Consider the following 20,403-nt stretch of genomic DNA (forward strand, 5'->3'; position numbering starts at 1 on the left):
CACTCGTGCCATGGCAATTTGCGTCTTTGATATCTTTCCCGATGGGACCACCAAGCCGGTAGATGATACCGCGCTGACGGGGGCAGGCACCTATCGTTGGTGGCATTTTGATCTGAATGATCCGGCGCTAAGCGAATGGTTGCCCGGACATCTGCCCGCTATTCCTGCCGGTGCCCTGATCCAGCCAGAGACCCGCCCCCGGTGTGATGCCTATGAAAACGGTCTGATGCTGAACCTGAGGGGCATCAATCTGAACGCGGGACAACCGGCCGATCAAATGGTTTCGGTACGGATGTGGGTTGATAACGATGTCATCATCACCGTGCGGATGCGCAAGGTTTTTGCCCTAGAGGATATCCGCCAAGGCATCGAAGCTGGCACTGCGCCCGCGACCCCCGCCGCTTTTGTCGAAGCGCTGGTCTCCCGCCTTACGGCGCGCGTGCAGGAAGAGGTCATGGAGATCGCCAAGCTGGCCGAGTTTTATGAGGCCGATCTGGATGACGACACCACACCGCCACCCAAAGACCTGCCCGCGACGCGGCGGCGGGTGATCCGTCTGCGGCGCTATCTTGAGCCGCAGCGCACCGCATTGAACAAGCTGGCGGCGGTTGATCTGCCCTTAATGCCGGAACCGGACGGGTTGCGCCTGCGCGAACTGGCGAACCGCACCACATTGGCAGTTGAGGAACTGGATGCGCTGCGCGACCGGCTGTTGACGGTGCAGGACGATCACGACCTTTTTGTTGCGCGCACCCAGGCGCGGCATGGGTATCGGCTTTCTGTTGCAGCGGGGGTATTTCTGCCGCTTGGGTTTTTGACCGGGCTTTTTGGCGTCAACATCGGCGGTATGCCGGGGCTGGACCACCCCATGGCGTTTGCGTGGCTTTGCCTGTCAATGGCAGCACTTGCCATCGTGATGCTGCTGGTTCTCAAGCTCAGCAGATGGCTGTGAACCCACATCGGAAACAGCTGTTTCCCTGTTTCCATGCCATGAACGATCCCGCAATTACCACGCAACTGTCCCACCCCTGCCCCGTTCCTGCCTGAATTGCGCGTCATACCTTTTCCTCGAAACAAGTATTTTGAAGGAAGCCCAAATGGACCGCCTCACAGAAATGGAAGCTTTTGCCACCGTGGTGGATCAGGGTGGCTTTACCGATGCCGCCAAGAAGATGGGGATTTCCAAATCCGCCGTCTCCAAACACGTCTCATCCCTTGAGGCGCGGCTTGGCGCACGGCTTTTGAACCGGACAACCCGCCGGGTCTCGCCCACAGAAATTGGTCTGGCCTATTACGACCGCGCCCGCCGCGTTCTCAATGACGCTGGCGAAGCGGACGCATTGGTGACATCCATGCAATCTGCGCCCTCTGGCCTGCTGCGGATTTCGGTCGCAACAGACTTTGGCGTCAACCACCTGTCACCGGCCCTGTCGGAATTCCTCAGCGATTTCCCGGACATCACGGTGAACATGGTCCTGAACAACCGCTATGTTGAGTTGATCAGCGAAGGCTTTGATATGGCTGTGCGCATTGGCGAACTGGAAGACAGCACTCTGAAGGCCCGCAAGCTGACGGAAACCACCAAACGCATGATCGCCAGCCCAAAATACTTTGAGCAATACGGACGCCCCGAAAAGATCGACGATCTGAACGACCACAAGCTGTTGCACTATTCCAACCAGTCGTCAGGCAATGTCTGGAAATTGACCGCCCCGTCCGGTGAAAAACGCCAGGTGCGCACCGCAGGCTGGCTGTCTGTGAACGATGGTCAAAGCTTGCTGAACGCGGCGATCTCGGGCCTTGGCATCGCCTATTTGCCAAGCTTCCTTTACGCCGATGCGATGGCGCAAGGGCTGGTTGAGGACGCAATTCCCGATCTGCCAATGGAAACCCAAGGCATCTACGCGGTCTATCCGCCCGGCCGGTTTACCCAGCCAAAGGTCCGCGCCTTTATTGATTTTCTGGTCCATGCCTTTGCCGAAAAAGGCCCAAGCGACTGGTAAGCAAACACCAAACCCCTCGGTGAAACTTCGCCCGGCACCCATCCATTGGTTGCCGGGCTTTTTTGTGGTCAGTTGGGCGCAGGCAGCAGTACTGCCTCGACACGGCGGTTGTCGGTCCGCCCTGCTTCGGTCCGGTTTGTGGCGATGGGGGAAAGATACCCAACCGCCTCTGCTTCCAGCCGCGCGGCTGAGATGCTGTGGACCTCAATCAACCGCCTACGCACCGATTGGGCGCGTTCCCGTGAGATATTGATGTTGGCCTGCAAGCCACCAACAGAATCCGTATGCCCCACCAGCACCAGCCTCAGGTCCGGTTGATCGCGCAACAAATCAGCCAAAGCCTGCAAGCTTGCAAATGGTCCCTGCCCCAATGTTGTTGTGCCGGTGTCAAAATCGAGATCTGACAGCACCGCATGGCCCGCGTTCAGCAGGGCAGAGGCCAGATCCCCTTGGCTAGCCGGATCAGGCGGCGGTGCCTCCTCCCCCGTGGCCACTGGCACCTCGGCTTTGGCCGTGACGCTTGTGGTCCGGTCGGCCAATGCGCCCGCTTGAATGATCTGGATATAGGCAGATGTCGCGGAGGTGCTGCCGAGAACGGTCACGACCTCTTGGACCGCGCCATCGGTTTTGCGCACCGCCGTGACAAAATGAAACGCCCGGATGTTCACATACATGTTCGGGCCAGGCAGGGTTTCTGTGGCAAATCGGAAATCAAATCCGCCGCAGGCCGCGCTGGCGCAATCCAGCAATATCTCAAATCCGGCATCGACAAGCTGCTTGCGCAACGGGACAATCACCTGCAACGGGGTCAACCCCGGCGAACCAAGACGCCACGCGCCGCGCCGCACGTCACCTTCGACAGATAGCACAGGCACCTCACCTGCCTCAAACACACCAACAGGGGCGGCATAAAGATCGGGGGATGTGTTTCGTTCCACCGTAGGGCGGGCATTGACCGGCAACGCCAAATCAAGCGCCAGCACCGGCCCGGCCATCAGCGCCGCGCCAAACGCAGCACCAATCAGGCAGGCAAAGCGCCGGTTCATCGCGCCTGCGCGTGGTATTCTTCGTTGGGGCGCATATCCGACGCGCTGGCCACGCGGTTGGTCATGTTGAAAAACGCCGCAACGCTGGCGATGTCCCAGATATCCCGGTCGGTAAACCCGGCATCGCGCAAGGCCTGACGGTCGGCCTCAACCACATTGGAGCTTTCTTTGGTCAACTTGACCGAGAAATCCAGCATCGCACGCTGCTTGTCTGTGACCTTGGCCACCTTGTAATTCATCACCAGCGCTTCGCCCAATTGCGGATCGCCCGACAATTCACGCACCGCCGCCCCGTGGGCGACAAGGCAATAGTAACATTTGTTGACCGAAGACACCGCCACCGCGATCATCTCCCGCTCCAGCTTGGTCAGCGCAGAGGCGCCCAGCATCAGGTCGTTGTACATCGCGGTAAAGCTGTTCAGCTTTTCGATATCAAATGCATAGGCCTGAAGAACATTGGGGATCATGCCCAGCTTTTCCTGACACACATCAAAGTATTTCTGCGTGGCTTCCGGCAATGGATCGACCATCGGCAGGTCAAGGGCGGTCGGCATAGTATCGGCCATCTGCGGTATCTCCTCAGGCAGTGTGTTGGCGGTAATGATAACCGCCCGCTGGGGCAAAGCCCAGTGCGCGATATAGCGCATTGGCCCCCTCGTTCTGCTTGACGCAAAGCACCGCCAGATGGTTTGCCCCCTGTTCCTGCCCCCAGAACGCCGCCTTGCGCATCATCCAATCGGCAACACCCTGACGGCGCTGTTCCGGGCGCACTTCGACAGCATGGACCATGCAGATCCCGTCATGAACGGCGGCAAAAGCCACACCGCCCGGCATCTCGTTCCAACGCGAAAAAATACCGGTTTTGACTTTGGCCCGCGCCATCACATCCAGACGCGCCGGACCAATCCCGCCCGCAGCCCAAATCTCGGTCATGATCGCCAAGGGTTCCCACACGGCAAAAGCAGTAACACGCGGAATCGGCTTGTCCGTCAGCCGCTCAATCGGGAGGGTATAAATCGTGACCGGATCAACGATGTCATAGCCTTTGCCAGCCAACATCGTATCCAGCTGATCCTCGCCATCGCGCAGCATGAACAGCGGGGTTTGGCCCATGCTGCGCATCGCATCCTCTGCCGCTGCGATGTCGGCCTCTGTCACCGAACCATTGGCCGTTGCCGCAGACACCCGTTTGCCGCCACCCTTGCCCTCGCGCAAGGTCCATGGGCCTTGGGTCCAGACCCGCGCGGCTGGCCATGTTTCATCACTGCCCTCAAACAATTGTTGCGTTGTAAGGGTCATTGAAAGATCGCCTCAAGCTGGGCAATGGCGGCATCCACCGCATCCGGGTCATTGCCGCGGATCACCACATGCGCGCCATACTTGCCGTCTTTCTGAAATGGATAAGACCCCATGGACAGCAGCGGAAACTGTTCCGCCAGATCCCCCAAAGGCCCGGCGATATCCCCCTCACCGCGATCCACGCGCAGCGTCTGGCTGATCAACGGGGCGCCCCCCGTCAAGGTTGGCAGCACCGATTGCACCATCGCCTGAAACACCGAAGGTACACCAGCCATCACATGCACATTCTCAAGCCTGAAACCGGGCGCAGCCGAAACCGGGTTTTCGATCAAATCCGCCCCGTCCGGGATGCGTGCCATGCGCAGCCGCGCAGAATTCAGCTCAGTGCCGGATTTTGCGTAATGCTCTGCCAGAATGGCGCGCGCGTCGTCCCGCACATCAATTGCACGGTCAAAAGCCGCCGCGATACAATCGGCGGTGATGTCATCGTGAGTGGGGCCAATACCGCCAGAGGTGAAGACATAGTCATGCACGTTGGACAACGCCTGTACCGCCGCAATGATCGTGCCGCGTTCATCCCCGACAACACGCACCTCCTTGAGATCGATCCCCGCCTCTGTGAGTTCCCCCGCCAGATGATACATGTTGGAATCGCGCGTTCGGCCGGACAGGATTTCATCTCCGATTACCAGCATGGCAGCAGTGGGGTTGGTCATGGGCAAGTTCCTTGAGCATGTGCTCTCATCGGTATAGGCCCGCATACATGCGCTTTCAAACCGATCTTGTCCCCGCCCGCCTGATCCGCCGTTACAAAAGGTTTCTGGCCGATTGCACATTGGAAGGATCGGGGGTCGAGGTGACGGCCCATTGCGCCAACCCCGGCTCCATGATGGGCCTTGCCGAACCGGGAAGCCGCATTTGGCTGGAACCCAACGACGACCCCAAGAAAAAGCTGAAATTCGGCTGGCGGCTGGTGGATCATGAAAACGGTCATTTCACCGGCGTCGATACCGCATTGCCGAACCGCGCCGTGCGAGCCGCCTTGCAAGAGAAGCAGATCGCGGCGCTTTCGAACTACGGCACTGTTCGGCCCGAAGTGAAATACGGCGAAAACTCCCGCGTTGATTTCCTGCTCAGCGAAAGCGGCCTGCCCGACGCCTATGTCGAGGTCAAAAGCGTCACCCTGTCGCGCCAATCGGGTCTGGCGGAATTTCCCGACAGCGTCACCGCACGGGGTACCAAACATCTGGGCGAATTGGCGCAGATGGCCCGCGACGGGCATCGCGCGGTTCTGCTGTATCTGGTACAACGCACCGACTGCACCCATGTCGCCATGGCCCAGGACATCGATCCCGCCTATGCCGCCGCTCATGCAGAGGCGACCAAGGCCGGGGTGGAAACCCTGTGCATCGGGACCCATATCACCCCTCAAGAGGTAACTCTTGCCGCGCCTCTGGCCCTTGGCCGCCCGGCGATGTAAGAGGGGCCGACCCTAAAAGATGGAGAAACCGGTGAACGATCAACACCGTGGCCGCCAGACGAAAGACGGCATTCGCATTTACGACCCTTCCGATTTCGCAGGCATGCATGCCGCGGGCAAACTGGCTGCGACCATTCTCGATGAGATCGCCGAACATGTGACCGTTGGTCAGACCACGGGCGAATTGGACCGGATCATCGAAGACAAGGTCAACGCCGCGGGCGCCAAGTCGGCCACGATTGGATACAAGGGCTACAAACATGCCAGCTGTATTTCGGTCAATCACGTGGTCTGCCACGGCATTCCGGGCGACAAGAAGCTTAAGGACGGCGACATCCTGAACATCGACGTGACTGTGATCGTCGATGGCTGGTTCGGCGACACCTCGCGGATGTATGTCGCGGGCAAACTGCCGCGCAAAGCCGAACGTCTGATCGAAGTGACCCATGACAGTCTGATGCGCGGGATATCCGTTGTGAAACCGGGCAATACATTTGGCGACATCGGCCATGCGATCCAAACCTTTGTCGAAGGTCACCGGATGAGCGTTGTGACCGATTTCTGCGGTCATGGTCTGGGCCGGGTGTTCCATTCGCCGCCCAACGTCCTGCACTACGGTCGCCCCGGAACAGGCGCGGTATTGGAACCGGGCATGTTCTTTACGATTGAGCCGATGGTCAATCTGGGCCGCGCGGAAACTAAAACGCTGGCCGATGACTGGACTGCCGTGACCCGTGACAAATCGCTTTCGGCGCAGTTTGAACACTCAGTGGGCGTGACCGAAGACGGCGTTGAGATTTTCACACTGTCACCGGCCAACAGCTTTCACCCGACCTACGGCTAAACCCGCATTGACAACAAATAATAAGGCCGCGCCCGCCACAGCGCGGCTTTTTTGTTTGTGGAATATTTGTCGCTTTAGGTAAGAAGTGTTGCCATAATTGTAGAATCATGTTCATTTGCCCGAAATTTGGGAGGACGGCACATGAATTGGCAGGACATTTTTGCAACCCGCATGGACCGGATGAAGGCCAGCGAGATCCGTGAACTGCTCAAGCTGCTGGATCAGCCGGACATCATTTCCTTTGCCGGCGGCATTCCCGATCCGGCGCTGTTCCCGACCGAAGCCTTTCAAAAGGCGCTTGGCAACGCCCTGTCACCCAAGAACCAAAGCACCGCTTTGCAATATTCGGTTTCCGAAGGCTATGGCCCGCTGCGCGACTGGATTGTCGGCAAAATGACCGAGATCGGCGTGCCCTGCACCCGCGACAACATCCTGATCACATCCGGCTCGCAGCAGGCGTTGGATTATCTGGGCAAGCTGATGCTTTCGCCCAATGACACCGCCTTGCTGGGGTGGCCGACCTATCTGGGCGCGTTGGGGGCGTTCAACGCCTATGAGCCGAACTACGACCGGCTGATCCCCGGCGGCAACCGATCCGCCGAGGATTATGCACAAACCGCCAAAGACAACGGCGGACGGGTTAAATTTACCTATATGTCCGTGGATTTTGCCAACCCCACCGGCGAAACGCTTGACCAAATGGCCCGTGAGAACATTCTGGATCTGGCCGATGATCTGGACATTGCGGTGATCGAAGATGCCGCCTACCAGGCGCTGCGCTTTGATGGCGATCCGATCCCGCCGGTGCTGGCCTTGGAAGTGGCGCGCAAGGGCTCGATTGACGCCTGCCGGACCCTTTATTGCGGCAGCTTTTCCAAATCCCTCGCCCCGGGCCTGAGGGTTGGCTGGATCTGCGGCGCGGCGGATGTCATCTCGCGGCTGGTGCTGATGAAACAAGCCAGCGATCTGCATTCATCCACCATCAACCAAATGGCTATTGCCGAAGTTGCCAACACGATTTTCGAAGATCACACAGCAAAGCTGCGCCAGACCTACACCGCACGCCGCGATGCGATGCTGTCGGCGCTGGAGGCACAGATGCCCGACGGCGTGACATGGACCAAACCCGAAGGCGGCATGTTTGTCTGGTTGACCCTACCCAAGCATATGGACGGCGGTGAATTGCTGCGCCAATCGCTTGAGACACAGCGGGTGGCCTTTGTGCCCGGTCAGGCATTCTTTGCAGATCGGTCGGGCAAAAACACGTTGAGGCTCAGTTTCTCTCTGGCCGATGACGCCCAGATCGCCGAAGGCATCACAAGGCTGGGCGCGGCCATTCGCGCAGCGCTTTAACCTGCCGCCACGTGGCGCAGTAGCGTCACGTGGGTGTCACCGTATTTGCGTTTGTCGAGCCGCTCAAACCCTTCCGGCGCTTGCATCGGGGCGTTTTCCTCCCAGATGATCATCGCATCGGAGGCCAACCACCCACCGGTCCGCGCCGCTGCCAAAGCGGTCTGGCCCATACCCTTGCCGTAGGGCGGATCCAGAAACACCAGATCGAACGCCGCGTTGGGCCATGACCCAAGCCGTGTTGCATCATTGCGCATCAGGACCGTTTCGGCCTCGGCCCGCAGTTTCTCAATGTTCTCACGGAGCAGCTTTTGCCCAACCCGCCCGTTTTCCACGAAACAAACCTCGGTCGCGCCGCGTGACAATGCCTCAAGCCCCAAAGCCCCGGTGCCTGCAAAAAGGTCAAGCACACGGGCGCCGTGGATCACATCATGATGGGTCAACATCGAAAACAGGCTTTCGCGAACCCTGTCGGAGGTCGGGCGCAAATGCGCCGCAGTGTCACCCTTGCCAACATTGGCCAGCGCGGTTCCGCGGTATTTGCCTGCGATGATCCTCACGCTTTCAAAAGCGCCTTAAGATTGGTGGCCGGATCTTCGATCAACGCCGGATCAGGGGATTTCCCTGCCTCTATCATCCGCTTGCCAACCATATAGCCGCGCGGATCGTTCATCGCATCCACTGCCAAAAGCTGATCGCCCTGATAGTACCAAAAGCTCACGCTGTCTTCATCCGTACGCCGTGTCACAACCCGGTCATACCCCGTGTTCAGGCCGCCGATCTGCAGTTTCACATCGTATTGGTCCGACCAGAACCACGGCTTTGCCAGATAGTCCTCTCCCGCGCCCATGATGTTCAGCGCAGCGCATTCTGCTTGTTCAATTGCGTTGGGCACTGATTCCAAACGAATGCGCCCGCCTTGGTGAGGGAAGGACGTACAATCCCCTGCTGCCCAGACACGCACCGCAGAGGTCCGCCCCTGCGCATCCACTTTGATCCCGTTCTCAATCTCTATACCTGCCGCTTCGGCAAGGGCGATGCTGGGGCGAATGCCAACGCCCACAATCACAAAATCCGCCTCGATCTCGGATCCATCGGTCAGTTTTGCGCCGCTCACCGCGCCGGTGCCGGTCAGATGGTCCAAGCCAACACCCTCAAGAATTTCAACGCCATGTGAGCGGTGCACATCACGGAAGAAATCACTGGTCTCAGGCGCGGCGACCCGTTGCAAAATGCGGTCGGCCATCTCGACCAATATCACCTTGAGACCAAGCTTGGCCGCCACGGCTGCCGCCTCAAGCCCGATATATCCGCCGCCCACAATCAGCACCCGCGCCCCTTCGGCGAATCGCGGCGCCATGGCATCGACATCCGCCAGATCGCGCACAGTGAACACCCCCTCCAGATCACCACCTATGGCCGCAGGCAGGCGGTTGGGAATGGACCCCGTGGTCAGCACCAGATCATCATAGGACAACACCTCATCGCCCAGCGTCACCGTTTGCCCGGCGGTATCAATCGCATCGACGCGCTGCCCCATCCGCAGATTGATGTCATGTTCGGCATAAAAGCTCTCTGGCCGCAGAAAAAGACGGTCGAGCGTCATATCTCCCATCAAATAGGCCTTGCTCAGCGGCGGACGTTGATATGGCGGAACCGGCTCTGCCCCGATCAAGGTGATGCCCCCGTCAAAGCCGCTATTGCGCAGCTTGGCCACACAAGAGGCACCTGCCTGCCCTGCCCCGATCACGATTACTTGGCTCATGGTTGCATTCTCCCGAATTCGCTGGCCGCCTGTCGCCGGAAACCTATATTGAGCGGCACATCAAACGCAATGTCACGAAAGGTCTAGCTGATGACAATCTCTCAAGGGGACGCCCTGCCCGACGCCACACTGGTGCAAATGGGCGCTGAGGGGCCAACGCCCGTAAAAATGGCTGACAAGGTCAAAGGCCGGAAGGTCGTGATCTTTGCCGTGCCGGGCGCCTTTACCCCGACATGCCATTCCGCACATGTGCCAAGCTTTGTCCGCACCAAGGATCAATATGACGCCAAGGGTGTGGATGAGATTATCTGCGTGTCCTGCAACGATCCCTTTGTGATGCAAGCATGGGGCGAGGCGACGGGCGCAACGGCGGCGGGCATTACCATGCTGGCCGATGCGCAATCGGAGTTCACCAAAGCGATCGGCATGGAATTCGACGCCGCCCCAGCCGGGCTGATGTCACGCTCCAAGCGCTATGCGATGCTGGTCGATGATGGCTAGGTGACATTGTTCCAGCCTGAAATCCAAGCAGGTGTTTGCGATCTGTCGGGCGGTGAAGGCCTGCTTGAGAACATGTAAACCAAAACGGGGCGCATCCAAATGCGCCCCGCCTTTGTCTCGATTGTCAGGCTGATTATTCTGCCGCTTGCACAATGGTCCGTGTCGGAAACGGAATGTCGATCCCGCCCTCGTCCATCGCCTCTTTGACCTTGCGGGTCATGTCGGCCTTGAACGCAAAATAATCGGATGCATCGCACCAAACCCGCACCAGAAAATCAACCGAACTGTCGCCAAGATTTGTCACTTGAATGAACGGTTCGGGGTCTGAGTGGGATCGGCTGTCGCCCATGATTGTATCCCGTATGATCCCCTCTGCGGTCTTGAGGTTGGCGCCATAACCCACACCAAAGGTCCACTCGGCGCGGCGCTTTTCGTTGACCGAATAGTTGGTGATCACATTTCCCCAGACTTCGGAATTGGGCACGATCACCTGCACATTGCTGAGATCGGCCAATTCGGTGAAGTTCAGGTTGATCTGTTTCACGGTTCCCATCTCGCCAGCGACCTCGACAAAATCGCCAATCTTGATCGGACGGAACAGGATCAGCATGACGCCTGCCGCGACATTGGACAAGGTACCCTGCAAGGCCAGACCAATGGCCAAGCCGGCAGCACCAATAACCGCAACAACGGATGTGGTCTGCACACCAAAGGTATTGAGCACAAACAAAACCGTAAAGCCCAGCACAACATAACGCACGATTGAGCCAAGGAAATCGAACAACATCTCGTCCAGATGTTTGTTGCTCTTGCCCAGCTTTTGCACACGGCGTTGCAGCCAACTGGACACAATCCAACCCAGCAGCAGGATCGCAAGCGCGCCCATGACAGAACCAACGGCACTTGCCAAAAATTCTATGGTCAGCAAATCGCCAATCGTTTTGCCCTGCCAGATCTCTGTGTTCATCAGGTTTTCCATCACTGCCCCCTGTCCTTGTCAGGCGCAAACAGGCCGTCCATCTTGCGTGCCAACTTGGCGTCTAACGTGCTGAGACCCTCGACGCTATGTGTGGTCAACGTCACGGTCACGCGGTTGTAAGTGTTTTGCCATTCAGGGTGGTGATCCCACTTTTCCGCCCAAAGCGCCACGCGGGTCATCCAGCCAAAGGCGTCCGTAAAATCGGGAAACTTGAAGGATTTGCAGATCGCATCGCGTCCGTCCACCATGCCCCAGCCAGTGTCAAAAAGCGGCTGCAACACGGTCTTGCGTGTCTCTTCGCTTAGTCGTTCTGTCATTCCTGTTCCTCAATCTGGACCTGTTTGAAAGGTCCGTAGTCCGTCAATATTTCAATCTCGCGGTCCACCGCATCGCGTTCCGCCTCAAGGTATTCACCAACTGCATTTGCAAACCCTTCGTCGCGCAGCCAGTGCACCGACCATGTTGGTGTCGGCAAATAGCCCCGCGCCAGCTTGTGTTCGCCCTGAGCGCCCGCCTCTACCGTTGCCAACCTATTTGCAATCGCAAAATCAATGGCTTGGTAATAGCACAGCTCAAAATGCAGACAGGGGTGATGCTCTGCACAGCCCCAATACCTGCCGTACAACGCATCAGCGCCAATAAAGTTCAATGCACCTGCAACCCAGCGCCCGTCGCGCTGCGCCAGAACCAACGCGATATCGTCCCTCAGGGTCTCATGCGCGATGTCAAAGAACGCACGTGTCAGATAGGGCGACCCCCATTTTCGTGCGCCGGTGTCTTGGTAAAACTGCCAGAATGCGTCCCAATGTTCTGGTGCGATCTGATCCCCGGTGAAGGTCTCTATCGTGCCGCCAAACGCTTGTGCCTGTTTGCGTTCCTTGCGGATGTTTTTCCGCTTGCGCGAATTGAGGTTGCCAAGAAACCCGTCAAAATCCTCATAGCCGTCATTGCACCAATGAAACTGCTGGTTCTTGCGGATCATCAAGCCCATATCCTGCGCGCGCAGTGCCTCTGCTTCGGTGCAAAACGTGGCGTGCAACGAGGACAAATGATTGTTCTGCGTCAACTGCACCGCGCCCTGCACCAAGGCCGCCATGCCTGTTTCCTCAAACCCCGGACGGGTCAAAAACCGGCGTCCGGTCGCGGGGGTATGTGGCACCGCGACCTGTAACTTGGGATAGTACCGACCACCCGCCCGTTCATAGGCATGGGCCCAGTTGTGATCAAAGATGTATTCGCCCTGACTATGGGATTTGGCATAAAGCGGCGCCACCGCGATGATCTGCCCGCCAACCGCCGCCGTCAGATATTGTGGTTGCCAGCCCGTGCCAGGGCCAACGCTGCCACTTTCCTCCAGCGCTGACAGAAACCGATAGGTGGTAAAGGGATCAACAGCTCTCGCGCCATCCGCCGCCTCGGGGCAGGCGCATGCATCCCACTGATCTTGGCCAATTTCGGCCAGATGCGGCACCACGGTGATTTCGATTTCTTGCGCGCTCATGTTCTGCCCTTTTGCCTGTGATCCAATGTGTGGCTTTCCTGGCAAGGATCAAGCATCAAGCGCGGCGTTGTACCCCTCAAAGGTGATGTTGTCCGCAATCTGGCGGGCCTGTTGTTCAACCTCAAGGCTGCGCACCGTCCAACAACAGATCATCGCGCCCTGCCCTTTGATCTCTGCCACGCGGCGGCGGTCCAGATCATCCACCTCATGGCTGATGAAACAGGATCCGGTCCTGTCATAGTCGGGGATCTCGCGCAGATGGTCACAGGTGGCCTTGGACAGCGGCCATTCATCATAGCGGTAAGCGCTGGTCACAATTCCGCGTGGCACATCGGGCAGCAAATCGCGCATCATCGCCACGGAATTGGGATTGAATGACATGACCGCAACCGGCCCCGCATACCCTTTGAGCGCGGCGGCAGTTGCCTGCTCTAACGGCCCCAGATTGGTGCCCATAGCGCCGTCTTGATCTTTCAGCTCAATCAACAGCGGCACCTGCCCAGCGACCAGCTGCAACACTTCAGGCAAGTCGGGAATACCCTCATCCCCGCCCCTGAGCGGCACCGCTTTCAGATCAGCCGCGCTGCGCAACCGCACCGCGCCGCTGTCATGGGTCAAACGATCCAGCGCATAGTCATGAAATACCATGGCCGCGCCATCGGCGCTCAGCTGGACATCAATCTCGATGCCATAACCGGCCTCTATCGCGGCGCGAATGGCAGCCCGGCTGTTTTCGGGCCGCCCCTGCGCCACATCATGCAAGGCACGATGCGCCAATGGCAGATCAACAAATCCACGCGGCAAGGTCATTTGATTTCAAAGATGCCTTCGATCTCAACCGCAACGCCAAGCGGCAGAGAGGCCGCAGAGACCGCGGATCGGGCGTGCCGCCCTGCATCGCCCAATGCCTCAACCATAAAGTCGGACGCGCCGTTGATCACCTTGGGTTGATCGGTGAAATCGGCAGTGGAATTCACAAAGCCGACCAATTTGACGACGCGAACAAGCCGTTCAATGTCGCCGCCACAGGCCGCCTTGACCTGAGCCAGCAGGCTGATCGCGCAGGTTTTGGCGGCATCCGCCCCTGCGGCAACATCCATGTCGGCACCCAGCTTGCCAGTGATCAACCCATCCGGGCCCATCGAGATTTGACCAGACACATGGACAAGGTTTCCGACCTGCACAAACGGCACGTAATTCGCCGCAGGCGCAGGTGCATCGGGAAGGGTCACACCCAGTTCGGACAGACGTGCGGTAAAGGTCATGGCGTTATTCCTCAAAATGGTTTTCACGCGGGACGCTAGTCACTTTCACCGCCGCAGAAAAGAGCCCAGATCAACTTTCCCGCCATGCCCGCACGAAATAGTCGGTCAGCGGTTTCACGAGGTAGGACATCGCCGATCTGGGCGCTTGAATAACAAAAACTTCGACCGGCATCCCTGGCAACAGAGGCATATCGGGCCCCAAATCCTGGAGCGCACCCGCCGGCAATTGTACGGTAATGTTATAGTGGCTTTGCCCTCCGTTCGGACCCGTGATCGCATCCGGGGACACATGCACGACCTGCCCGTTCAGTTCTGGGGTTTCCGGACGGTTGAACCCCGTCAGCCTAAGGCGGGCGGTTTGGCCGACATGGACCTGATCCACCGCTTTGGGTGTGACCCGTGCAATAACGGTCATCGGCCTGTCTTGCGGCACAATATGCAATAACGTTTCGCCCGAACGGATCACCGATCCTTGGTGTTGTACTGTCAAGCGGTGGACAATCCCGGAGACGGGTGCGCGGATCACCAATTTGTCCAGCTCTTGCAAAATGGCCTCTCGTGCGCCGGTCAGTCGCGACAAATCGCTGGACAGGGTGTTGAGCTGCGCGATGATCTCTGCTCGTCGGGCCTCTTTTTGGTGCAATGCATCGAAACTCAAGCCCGTGATCCTTTCATTGGCAGCGGCTTCGGCGCTGCGTAGCTCACCCTGTCGTCCGGTCAACCGCACATGTTCACGTCTAAGTGCTAGCACCGCTGCCGCCGGTGTCAGGCCGCGAGCCCGTAGTGCCTCTTGCGCGGTCAATTGCTCTTCGATCAGGGCGATCTGCAAAACAACCGCAGCCCGCTGCGCCCGAATACCCGATATCTGCGCCGCTATCTGATCCTTGGCGGTGGCGATCTGGGCCTGCCCGTCCCGAAACATCGCTTCGCTGGCCTCAAGATGGCGCCGCTCTCCTTCTTTGATGCGGGCAATCTCTTGTGGATCTACGTTGCCAGCGACCTGTGGAAAATCGATCTGCGCGGTGCCGTCCTGCTCTGCCTGAAGACGGGCACGTCGCAGGGTAAGTTCGGCGATATTTTGGTTAACGGCGTCCTCTCGCAATTGTCCCGCACTACGATCAAGTTGGAGTAGCACATCACCGCCCCGCACGTGCTCCCCTTCGGCCACAAACACACCCGTTATCCGCCCGCCGATTTCGGACTGCACGCTCTGGCTGCTCCGCTCAACCGCGAGCTGGCCTTGCACCACAATCGCCCCGGAAATTTCAATCTGAACCGCCCAAAACAATACGCCGCCCGCAAGAGCCAAAAGCACTATAGCGCCCGCAATCACATGGCGATGGCACCCAAGGTTTGCGTGCATCATTTCAACCCACCGGCCTGCGCTGGCACCTGCTGAATTGCGCCTGCATTTTTGACCATACCGGCCAACACCTCGTTCTTTGGGCCAAAGGCAACGCGCATCCCGCCATCCAGAACCAGCAGCATATCACATTCCTGAATGGCGGCGGGGCGGTGCGCCATGATCAAGACCGCCTTGCCGTTGTTCTTCATCTGCCGCACCGCATGGTTCAGGGCCAGTGACCCGCTGTTGTCGAGGTTTGCGTTGGGTTCATCCAATATCAACAGCACCGGATCGTCATAAAGCGCCCGTGCCAGGCCAATCCGCTGTATCTGTCCACCCGACAATCGCACCTGCCCGGCATCGATCACGGTGTCATACCCTTGGGGCAAGGCCAGTATCATGTCATGGGCGGCGGCCTTTTGCGCGGCGATTACAACCTTGTTGTCCTCGGCATCTTGCCTGAGCCGCGCAATGTTCTGTGCAATCGTGCCATCAAACAGGGTTGGTTTTTGGGGCAGATATCCAATGTATCCGCCCAGCGTTTGTGACCCATATTGACCCACAGTTGCACCGTCTAGCCGCACCTGCCCCCCCGCCATCGGCCAAGCCCCCATAACTGCACGGGCCAGCGTGGATTTTCCGCTGGCAGAGGGTCCAATGACCCCCACAGCCTGCCCCGGTTCCAATTCGAAACTGACGGACTTCAAGGTTGCGCCTTTGTGTCCCGGTGGCACGACGGTCAACGCATCCACGCTCAACCGCGCAGCGGGAGTGGGCAGATCGATACGTGGCGGCGGTTCGCCAACCTCGCCCAACAGCGCCGCCAAACTGCACCAACCTTTGCGCCCCTGCTGCAAGACCGGCCAATGGTTCAGCAGCGCCTCAACAGGGGCAATCGCCCGCCCCATCAGGACCGATCCGGCAATCATCGCCCCGCCCGACATCTGCCCCCGCAGCACCAGCCATGCCCCAAGGCCCAGCATCACAGATTGCAACGCAAGCCGAAGGGTTCGGGTCAAAACGCCAAAACTGCCGCCAATATCCGCTACGGCCAACTGGTTTGTCACTGCCGCCGCCCGCGCGTCCTGCCAGCGGTGAAACACGGCCTCGGCCATGCCAAGCGCATGCACGGTTTCTGCTTCGGCTCGTGCCTGACTTTCAATCACCTCTGCCGCCTGCGCGGCAAGGTCCGCCTTGGCCTGCGGATCACGTGACAGGATTTGGTTGGCGATTGTGGCCAAAACCAAAAGCACCGCACCGGCCAATGCCCCCAGACCAAGAACCGGATGAAAGGCAAAAATCGCGGCAAAGAAAAGTGGTGTCCAAGGCAAATCGAACGCCGCGATCAAGACCGGAGAGGTGATGAGCCGCCGCACCGCGTCAAGGTCCCGAAGGCCCTGCCGCGTGCCATCATCCGGCAGCAGCGCCGATTTGCGCAACACCGCATCAAGCACTCTTTTCTCCAGATCCGCCTGAAATCGAAGACCGATCCGTGTCATGATCCGGCCACGCAGGTGATCCAGCAGCCCAAGAATGCAAAACAGAAAAAGCACCAAGCCCGACAAGGCAACAAGCGTTTCCTGAGAACCAGAGCCAAGCACGCGGTCATAGACCTGAAGCATAAAAACCGGCCCGGTCAGCAAAAGCAGATTTGCAAACAGGCTGAACACCACAACAACAAGGTAAAGCGACCGGCTTTTGCCGCGCACACGGCGCAGCTCTGCCTCGCCGCGTTTGATTGCCCCGGATTTCATTTGGCAGACCCCGACCTTAACCGCCCGCGCCCCGGCGCAGCACCGGGGCGGGACGTGGGATTTGACCACAGGGTGTTTAATATCTTGTTGCTGTTATTCTCCGAAAGCCATCCAGCGGGCCGCGCCGCTGACCCGGACAGATGCGCCGGGCACCCCGGACACTTCAACCGTCAGTTCGGAAGGCATGCCCATATCTTGTCCCTGCGCGATCACAAATTGGCCCCCGGCTTGCAGACCATCCCAGTTCAGATCCACCAAGGCACCGCCCAGTGCCGCTGCGGCCGCGCCTGTTGCGGGGTCTTCGACCACGCCGCCGCTGGCAAAGGCATTGCGCGATACAATGTCTCGCGGGGCGCGAAAATGCAGCAGGCTAACTGTGACCAACTCACGATCATGCATCAACGCCTGCATCGCCTCAAACGGATAGGACATTTCCGCCAATGCCGCGCGGTCCTTCAACGCCAGTACCCCATGCCGCACCCCGCCAAAGCCAAGTGTGGGCGGAAAAGCAGGATCCAGATCATCCCGATCAAGGCCAAAATAGCTCAGCAAAGCCAACAACAGGTCATCCGCCATCGGTTTGGACCATGTGTTCGGGGATTGTAATGCCGCATGCCAATCCGCGCCGACCTGCATTGCGTCTACCGTGATGTCATCATCTCGCAAATGCAGCTCATAGGTGCCGGCCCCGTTCTGGCGGCCCAAGGCTGCGCCCAGCGCAATTGTTGCATGACCGCAAAACGCCACTTCTCCCACCGGAGCGTAATAGCGAACCTTCCAAGCGTCCCCATCCGGGGCGGCGAATGCGGTTTCGGAATAGCCAAGGTCAGCCGCGATATGCTGCATTTTAGCGGGTGTCGGGAGCTGATCCGAGATAACCACTCCTGCCGGATTGCCGCCGCTGCCACCTTGAGAGAAGGAGGAGATATGTAAGGGGGTCATGTTACGCCTTTCTAATGTGTCAGGCGAAGTTGACACATACTCCAATCAAACGAAAATGAATGAATGTGCGCCATACCATCAACATTTAGAATGCGTGCCGCACTACCTGTCTCCACCCTCCGGATTGGGGGCAGACGAGCCAGAGCCGCTTGACCCGAAAATCTCATTCAGGATCTGGTCAATCACGGTACCGGACCCATTACCATTGCCCGTGTTCTGGCCATCTTGGCCCTCATCCGAAAAATCGCTCAACGGTGCAGGCGCCGACATCGGCAGATCCTTGAGCGGCAACCCCTCATGCACCCGGCTCATCACCTCGCGCCAGATATCAGTGGGCAGGCCCCCGCCCGTCACGCCGGACAGCGGGGTGTTGTCGTCGTACCCCATCCAGACCCCCGCAACATAGTCGGCGGAGAACCCGATAAACCATGCATCCTTAGCTGCAGATGTGGTGCCGGTCTTACCCGCCAGTTGCCGCCCGCCGAATTGCCCCCGTTGCCCGGACCCTTCAGAGATGACCTTTTCCATCATGTAAACCAACTGCCGCGCAGCGCTTTCCTGAATGACACGTTCGCCGATCCCGCCGCCGGTGCCCATCAACGGCTCTTCATCTCCCTGCAACCGCAGTTCAACCAAGCCGTAAGGCGTCACCGAAGAGCCGCCATTGAGAATGCCCGCATAGGCCCCTGCCATCTCGATCAAGGTGCTTTCCGATGCGCCCAGTGCCAAAGCCGGACCAGCGGCAAGATCACTTTGAATGCCAAATTGGCTGGCGACCTGGCTGACCAGATCACGTCCAACACTTTCGGAGATTTTCACCGCGGGAACATTCAACGAATCCTTCAAGGCCTGTGTCATCGTGACCATGCCTTCAAACCGCTTGGTGTAGTTCTTGGGGCACCATTCGCCCGATCCGGGGATCGTCATGCAAAACGGCGAATCGTCGATCAGATCATTGGGCGAATAGCCAAGATCCAATGCGGCCGCATAGACAAACGGCTTGAACGCAGACCCTGTTTGACGCAGCGCTTGTGTGGCCCGGTTAAAGGCACCCGCAACCTTGGTCTTGCGCCCGCCCACCATCGCCCGCACAGCGCCATCCGCCGACATCACGATGATTGCCGCCTGCGCCTTGGAGCCCTTGCGCACCTTATTTTCGAACACCCAATTCAACCCCTCCTCAGCAGCGCTTTGCATCCGCTGATCCAGAGTCGTCTTAATGATCACGTCTTCTGTGGTGTTTCGAGTGAAAAACTCAGGTCCGGTCGACATCACCCAATCGGCGAAATAGCCACCTGCCTTGGCCTCTGCCGCCTCAGACAATTCTGCCGGATTGGCCTGCGCCTGTGCCGCCTCGGCCTCAGTCAGATACCCTTGTTCGCGCATCAACCGGATCACAGTGGCGGCACGGCTTTGCGACCGGTCCAGATTATTGGTGGGCGAAAGGGTTGTCGGCGCCGTCAGAAGCCCGGCTAACATGGCGCCCTCCGCTGCACTGACCGCCGCAGCCGGTTTGCCAAAGAACCGCTGCGCCGCCGCTTCGGCACCAAATGCACCGCCACCCATATAAGCGCGGTTCAAATAGATAGAGAGGATATCGTTCTTGGTGTATTTCACCTCCATCGCCATAGAGAACAGCGCCTCTTTCGCCTTGCGTTGCAATGACGTCCGGCGGCAGGAAGATTCGTATTCCTTTTCGGTCAGGCCCGCATTTGGGTCAAACGGTTCGCCAAGACACAAAAGTTTCGCGACCTGCTGAGTGATGGTTGAGCCGCCATGGCCCTGCAATGGGCCACGCCCCTCGCTGAGGTTAATGCGCACCGCAGAGGCGATGCCGCGCGGGCTGATCCCGAAATGACGATAAAAGCGTTTGTCCTCTGTTGCGATCACCGCATTTTTAAGGTGCCGCGACACGCTGTCTGCGGTCACCACGCCGCCAAACTGATCGCCGCGCCATGCAAAGACATCGCCGTAGCGGTCTTGCATGGTCACCGACCCACGCGCCCGGCCATCCAGCAGCGCCTCAAGCGGCGGCAATGTGGTGTAGAAATAGCCGACAGCCAAAGACAGCACCAAAACCACAACGGCCGTGATCCGCCAGGTGATCTTCCAGATCAGCCGGAAAATCCACCGGAACATGGCCGAGAACAATCCGGTGATCCCACCCCGTTTGGCGCGCTTGGGCGCGGCCTTGCGTTTGGTTACGGGTTTCTTCGGCGCAGGTTTCTTGGCCGGCTTTTTCGCCGCTGCCTTGCCCTTGCTCGGATAGCGTTTGTCCGCCACCAACGGGCGTTTGCGCTTGGATTGGTCACTCATTTCGTTGCCTGCC

20 protein-coding genes and 1 pseudogene are annotated in these 20,403 nt (G+C 58.7%); 6 read left to right on the plus strand and 15 right to left on the minus strand.

Translation table 11 applies throughout. From position 1 onward, the window contains the following. Positions 1-10 precede the first annotated feature (10 nt). Complete coding sequence (locus C8N31_RS01230; protein ID WP_025047129.1) at positions 11-952, plus strand: CorA family divalent cation transporter; 942 nt, start codon at positions 11-13, stop codon at positions 950-952. Between the two features lie 145 nt (positions 953-1,097). After that, entirely contained in the window at positions 1,098-2,003 is a 906-nt protein-coding gene (locus tag C8N31_RS01235; protein WP_025047130.1) for a LysR family transcriptional regulator, read from the plus strand. Between the two features lie 68 nt (positions 2,004-2,071). On the opposite strand, the gene C8N31_RS01240 is transcribed toward C8N31_RS01235, so the two are convergent. From C8N31_RS01240 to C8N31_RS01255, 4 genes are read right to left on the minus strand one after another with little or no spacing between them, the layout of a single operon-like run. Continuing rightward, a complete protein-coding gene (locus C8N31_RS01240) occupies positions 2,072-3,049 on the minus strand; it encodes an OmpA family protein (RefSeq protein WP_051544568.1) in 978 nt (325 codons plus the stop codon). Next, entirely contained in the window at positions 3,046-3,615 is a 570-nt protein-coding gene (locus C8N31_RS01245) for a peroxidase-related enzyme (RefSeq protein WP_025047132.1), read from the minus strand. Before C8N31_RS01245 ends, C8N31_RS01240 begins: the two co-directional genes overlap by 4 nt. Positions 3,616-3,628: 13 nt before the next feature. Continuing rightward, positions 3,629-4,348, minus strand: coding sequence for a GNAT family N-acetyltransferase (locus C8N31_RS01250; protein ID WP_025047133.1), 720 nt, complete (start codon positions 4,346-4,348; stop codon positions 3,629-3,631). Continuing rightward, complete coding sequence (locus C8N31_RS01255; RefSeq protein WP_025047134.1) at positions 4,345-5,064, minus strand: competence/damage-inducible protein A; 720 nt, start codon at positions 5,062-5,064, stop codon at positions 4,345-4,347. Before C8N31_RS01255 ends, C8N31_RS01250 begins: the two co-directional genes overlap by 4 nt. A 47-nt stretch (positions 5,065-5,111) precedes the next feature. Here C8N31_RS01255 and sfsA point away from each other — a divergent pair, with 47 nt between their 5' ends. The 3 genes from sfsA to C8N31_RS01270 all read left to right on the plus strand — a co-directional run bounded on the left by sfsA (position 5,112) and on the right by C8N31_RS01270 (position 8,025). Beyond that, positions 5,112-5,828, plus strand: coding sequence for a DNA/RNA nuclease SfsA (gene sfsA, locus C8N31_RS01260; protein ID WP_025047135.1), 717 nt, complete (start codon positions 5,112-5,114; stop codon positions 5,826-5,828). A gap of 31 nt (positions 5,829-5,859) precedes the next feature. After that, positions 5,860-6,672, plus strand: coding sequence for a type I methionyl aminopeptidase (map, locus tag C8N31_RS01265; RefSeq protein ID WP_025047136.1), 813 nt, complete (start codon positions 5,860-5,862; stop codon positions 6,670-6,672). A 141-nt stretch (positions 6,673-6,813) separates the two neighbouring features. Further along, positions 6,814-8,025, plus strand: a complete 1,212-nt coding sequence (locus C8N31_RS01270; RefSeq protein ID WP_025047137.1) for an aminotransferase-like domain-containing protein — start codon at positions 6,814-6,816, stop codon at positions 8,023-8,025. Here the strand turns inward: C8N31_RS01270 and rsmD are convergent. After that, complete coding sequence (rsmD, locus tag C8N31_RS01275) at positions 8,022-8,582, minus strand: 16S rRNA (guanine(966)-N(2))-methyltransferase RsmD (RefSeq protein ID WP_025047138.1); 561 nt, start codon at positions 8,580-8,582, stop codon at positions 8,022-8,024. The two genes, C8N31_RS01270 and rsmD, sit on opposite strands and share 4 nt — an antisense overlap. Further along, a complete protein-coding gene (locus C8N31_RS01280) occupies positions 8,579-9,787 on the minus strand; it encodes an NAD(P)/FAD-dependent oxidoreductase (RefSeq protein ID WP_025047139.1) in 1,209 nt (402 codons plus the stop codon). Before C8N31_RS01280 ends, rsmD begins: the two co-directional genes overlap by 4 nt. A gap of 90 nt (positions 9,788-9,877) precedes the next feature. Between C8N31_RS01280 and C8N31_RS01285 the strand changes: the two are divergent. After that, a pseudogene (locus tag C8N31_RS01285) lies at positions 9,878-10,366 on the plus strand (redoxin family protein). 55 nt (positions 10,367-10,421) lie between these two features. Here the strand turns inward: C8N31_RS01285 and C8N31_RS01290 are convergent. The 9 genes from C8N31_RS01290 to C8N31_RS01330 all read right to left on the minus strand — a co-directional run bounded on the left by C8N31_RS01290 (position 10,422) and on the right by C8N31_RS01330 (position 20,390). Next, entirely contained in the window at positions 10,422-11,267 is an 846-nt protein-coding gene (locus C8N31_RS01290; RefSeq protein WP_025047140.1) for a mechanosensitive ion channel family protein, read from the minus strand. Next, entirely contained in the window at positions 11,267-11,584 is a 318-nt protein-coding gene (locus C8N31_RS01295) for a 4a-hydroxytetrahydrobiopterin dehydratase (RefSeq protein ID WP_025047141.1), read from the minus strand. Before C8N31_RS01295 ends, C8N31_RS01290 begins: the two co-directional genes overlap by 1 nt. Further along, positions 11,581-12,768 carry a GNAT family N-acetyltransferase gene (locus C8N31_RS01300; RefSeq protein WP_025047142.1) on the minus strand — a complete coding sequence of 396 codons (1,188 nt, stop codon included), beginning with the start codon at positions 12,766-12,768 and terminating at the stop codon, positions 11,581-11,583. Before C8N31_RS01300 ends, C8N31_RS01295 begins: the two co-directional genes overlap by 4 nt. Before the next feature lie 48 nt (positions 12,769-12,816). Continuing rightward, on the minus strand, positions 12,817-13,578 hold the full coding sequence (locus tag C8N31_RS01305) for a glycerophosphodiester phosphodiesterase family protein (RefSeq protein ID WP_025047143.1): 762 nt from the start codon (positions 13,576-13,578) through the stop codon (positions 12,817-12,819). Continuing rightward, positions 13,575-14,033: a RidA family protein gene (locus C8N31_RS01310; protein ID WP_025047144.1), complete on the minus strand. Its 459-nt coding sequence runs from the start codon at positions 14,031-14,033 to the stop codon at positions 13,575-13,577. Before C8N31_RS01310 ends, C8N31_RS01305 begins: the two co-directional genes overlap by 4 nt. Positions 14,034-14,103: 70 nt before the next feature. Next, complete coding sequence (locus C8N31_RS01315; RefSeq protein WP_025047145.1) at positions 14,104-15,399, minus strand: HlyD family type I secretion periplasmic adaptor subunit; 1,296 nt, start codon at positions 15,397-15,399, stop codon at positions 14,104-14,106. Further along, positions 15,396-17,132: a type I secretion system permease/ATPase gene (locus C8N31_RS01320; protein WP_025047146.1), complete on the minus strand. Its 1,737-nt coding sequence runs from the start codon at positions 17,130-17,132 to the stop codon at positions 15,396-15,398. Before C8N31_RS01320 ends, C8N31_RS01315 begins: the two co-directional genes overlap by 4 nt. A gap of 93 nt (positions 17,133-17,225) precedes the next feature. Then, complete coding sequence (locus tag C8N31_RS01325; RefSeq protein WP_025047147.1) at positions 17,226-18,074, minus strand: PhzF family phenazine biosynthesis protein; 849 nt, start codon at positions 18,072-18,074, stop codon at positions 17,226-17,228. A gap of 102 nt (positions 18,075-18,176) precedes the next feature. Next, positions 18,177-20,390: a transglycosylase domain-containing protein gene (locus C8N31_RS01330; RefSeq protein ID WP_025047148.1), complete on the minus strand. Its 2,214-nt coding sequence runs from the start codon at positions 20,388-20,390 to the stop codon at positions 18,177-18,179. Positions 20,391-20,403: the final 13 nt, after the last annotated feature.

Source organism: Sulfitobacter mediterraneus (genome assembly GCF_003054325.1).
Lineage (GTDB): Bacteria > Pseudomonadota > Alphaproteobacteria > Rhodobacterales > Rhodobacteraceae > Sulfitobacter > Sulfitobacter mediterraneus.